3 protein-coding genes are annotated in these 2,577 nt (G+C 48.2%); all 3 read left to right on the top strand.

Annotation, left to right across the window (positions count from 1 at the left end):
• Positions 1 to 76 precede the first annotated feature (76 nt).
• Genes FMS18_RS20085 through FMS18_RS20075 form a run of 3 tightly spaced genes read left to right on the top strand, consistent with a single transcriptional unit; the run spans position 77 to position 2,527 of the window.
• The gene (locus FMS18_RS20085; RefSeq protein ID WP_163296433.1) at positions 77 to 415 is read left to right on the top strand and encodes a hypothetical protein; all 339 of its coding nucleotides are present in this window, start codon (positions 77 to 79) and stop codon (positions 413 to 415) included.
• Positions 412 to 765 (top strand): IS66 family insertion sequence element accessory protein TnpB, encoded by a 354-nt coding sequence (gene tnpB, locus FMS18_RS20080; RefSeq protein WP_203544722.1) that lies wholly within the window; start codon positions 412 to 414, stop codon positions 763 to 765. The genes FMS18_RS20085 and tnpB overlap by 4 nt, the downstream gene beginning before the upstream one ends.
• 46 nt (positions 766 to 811) lie before the next feature.
• Complete coding sequence (locus FMS18_RS20075) at positions 812 to 2,527, top strand: IS66 family transposase (RefSeq protein ID WP_239061128.1); 1,716 nt, start codon at positions 812 to 814, stop codon at positions 2,525 to 2,527.
• The last annotated feature ends 50 nt before the right edge of the window (positions 2,528 to 2,577 follow it).

The raw sequence follows: 2,577 nt of genomic DNA, 5'->3' as shown, positions 1-2,577 counted from the left end.
TTGTAAGGGTCACATAAGCCCCTTCTACCCATAATTTCCCCTCTCGTGCATACTCCTCAATGAAAAAGGAGATTTTATGCCCGACAACATTGAAAGTAGAGCAGATAAGGAAATTTACTGGCAGGAACAGGTAGACAATTGGCGCAAGAGCGGCCTGAGCCAGGCTGAATTTTGTAGGCAGGTAGGGATTTCGCAGAGAGTCCTCGGATATTGGAAACTAAAATTTGAAAACAGAGGAAATTCTTTAGAAGACCAGAAGGTTGTAGCAGTATCAATCGCACATGAAAATAGTCTGGCAAAGAATCCCCAACCAATCATTATTCATGCATGGCACGGATTACGATTAGAAATCCCTGCTGACTTCGCTCCAGAATCACTGGATAAAATATTTCATGTACTGGGTCGGCTATCGTGAATTTCTTCGATTCCCAGACTCGCGTCTGGCTGGTGCTCGGTGTCACTGACATGCGCAAAGCCATCAACGGTTTATCCATGATAGTTGCTGACCATCTTGAGCTCGACGTGTTTTCTGGCCAGCTATTTGTTTTCTGCAACCGCACTCGCAGCATTATCAAGATTTTGTATTGGGATCACAATGGATTTTGTCTCTGGCAGAAACGATTGGAAAAGCACCTTTTTAGCTGGCCTGAATCCGAAGGCGAAGTCATGGAGTTGGGTTCCCGGGAGTTAAAATGGCTGCTTGACGGGCTTGATCCTCTACAGGCTCAGGGACATCCAAGGCTAGGATACTCAACACTAAATTGAGATATAATGCCTTTTAATTTAAGTTGTTTAGTGTTATATTGTTTTCATGAAAGACACGCCTCTTCCCGATGACATCGCATCCTTAAAGCTCATCATTGCTAAGCAAAATGCTATTCTTGCGGACCGAGAAATGGTTGTAGCGGATTACGAGGGCTTTGTTGAAGAACATGAAGCTATTGTGGCGGGATATGAAGATGTTATTGCAGAGCATGAAGCTACCGTCATAGATTACGAAAATATTATTGCAGATAAAGAAAGTATTATTGCAGACCGCGACCAGTTGGTTGCTCAGTTGGAAGAGCAGGTCAGTCTTCTCAAGGCTTTGCAATTTGTTGCCAGTTCCGAGAAGAGCAAAGGAACTCAAGGCGAAGATCAATATTCGCTTTTCGATGAAGCCAGTCTCATTACCGAGCAGCCCGAATCTGCCATTGAAGAAAGCAACGAGGAGAGCAATGAGGTCTCCGGGCATTCTCGTCGCAAGAAAGGACGTCGTCCTATCTCCGAAGCTTACCCTCGGGTAGAAGTAGTTCATGACATTCCTGAAGAGGACAAGGTCTGCCCCTGCGGCTGCACATTGACCCATATAGGAGAAGAGGTCAGCGAAAAGCTGGACATCGTTCCGCAAAAAATTCAAGTCATCCGGCATATCCGGCCCAAATATGCCTGCCGTTCCTGCGAAGGCGTAGAGGATGACGGCCCTACCGTCAAAACAGCTCCCATGCCGCCGCAACTGATCCCGCAAGGAATAGTCACTCCCGGACTGCTGGCCTATATCCTGACCAACAAATTCGTCGATGGGCTGCCGTTTTACAGGCAATCGAGCATGTTTGAGCGACTTGGAGTTGATCTTTCCCGGGCAACCATGTCCGGCTGGACACTGCGGGCAGCTGAAGCGTGTAACCCGCTCTTGGATTTACTTTACGAGCAAATCCGATCCGGACCGATCATCAACATGGATGAGACCACGGTGCAGGTCCTAAAAGAACCAGGCAGAAAAAACACTTCAAAATCTTATATGTGGGTGGCCCGTGGCGGTGATCCTGAACGTCCTGTCGTGATCTTTCATTATGATCCCGGCAGGGGCGGGAAGGTGGCTGAAGAAATCGTCGGTAACTTTCGCGGATTCCTGCAAACCGATGGCTATATCGGCTACAAAGCCTTGGGCGAGCGCGAGGAAATTAAGCATGTCGGCTGCATGGTCCATGTGCGGCGCAAATTTCATGATGTAATCAAGACCGGTTCTAAAAAGAGGTCGGGAACTGCCCAGACAATTTTGAATCTTATCGGCAAGCTCTACAAGCTTGAAAAGAAAGCACGGGAACAACTGCTTGATCCTGATGCGGTTCTGGCCATGCGTCAGGAGCAGGCCAAGCCGATTATGGATAAGATCAAGGAACAGCTGGACTTCCGCGTAAAAACCACGCCTCCCCAGAGTCTTCTGGGAAAAGCGATCACATATGCCCTTGGGCAATGGGAAAAGGTTGAGGTTTATCTCGAAGATGGGCGTTTGCAGCCGGATAACAACGTGGCTGAAAATGCTATCCGACCCTTCGTTATTGGCCGGAAGAATTGGCTCTTCTCCGGCTCTCCCCGAGGCGCAAAATCCAGCTCCGCTATCTACTCTCTCATCGAGACCGCCAAGGCCTGTGGTCTGAATCCTTATGAATACCTACTTTATCTCTTTGAACGGCTGCCACATGCCAAGGGTGAACACGATCTCAAAGCCTTATTGCCACAGGCTATGTCAAAGAACGAGTCCTGATTATACACAGTGAGCCATCCTTGAAAAGGTGGGGCTGTTTTGACGCATAC

The organism is Desulfovibrio sp. JC022 (assembly GCF_010470665.1).
Taxonomy (GTDB): domain Bacteria; phylum Desulfobacterota; class Desulfovibrionia; order Desulfovibrionales; family Desulfovibrionaceae; genus Maridesulfovibrio.
Note: the sequence above shows the minus strand (reverse complement) of the source record. Positions and strands in the feature narration are given on the sequence as shown.

What these genes read in the sequence shown, in the direction of transcription:
- FMS18_RS20075 (WP_239061128.1), top strand. Translation starts at nt 812, where the DNA reads ATGAAAGACACGCCTCTTCCCGATGACATCGCATCCTTAAAGCTCATC.
- FMS18_RS20085 (WP_163296433.1), top strand. Translation starts at nt 77, where the DNA reads ATGCCCGACAACATTGAAAGTAGAGCAGATAAGGAAATTTACTGGCAG.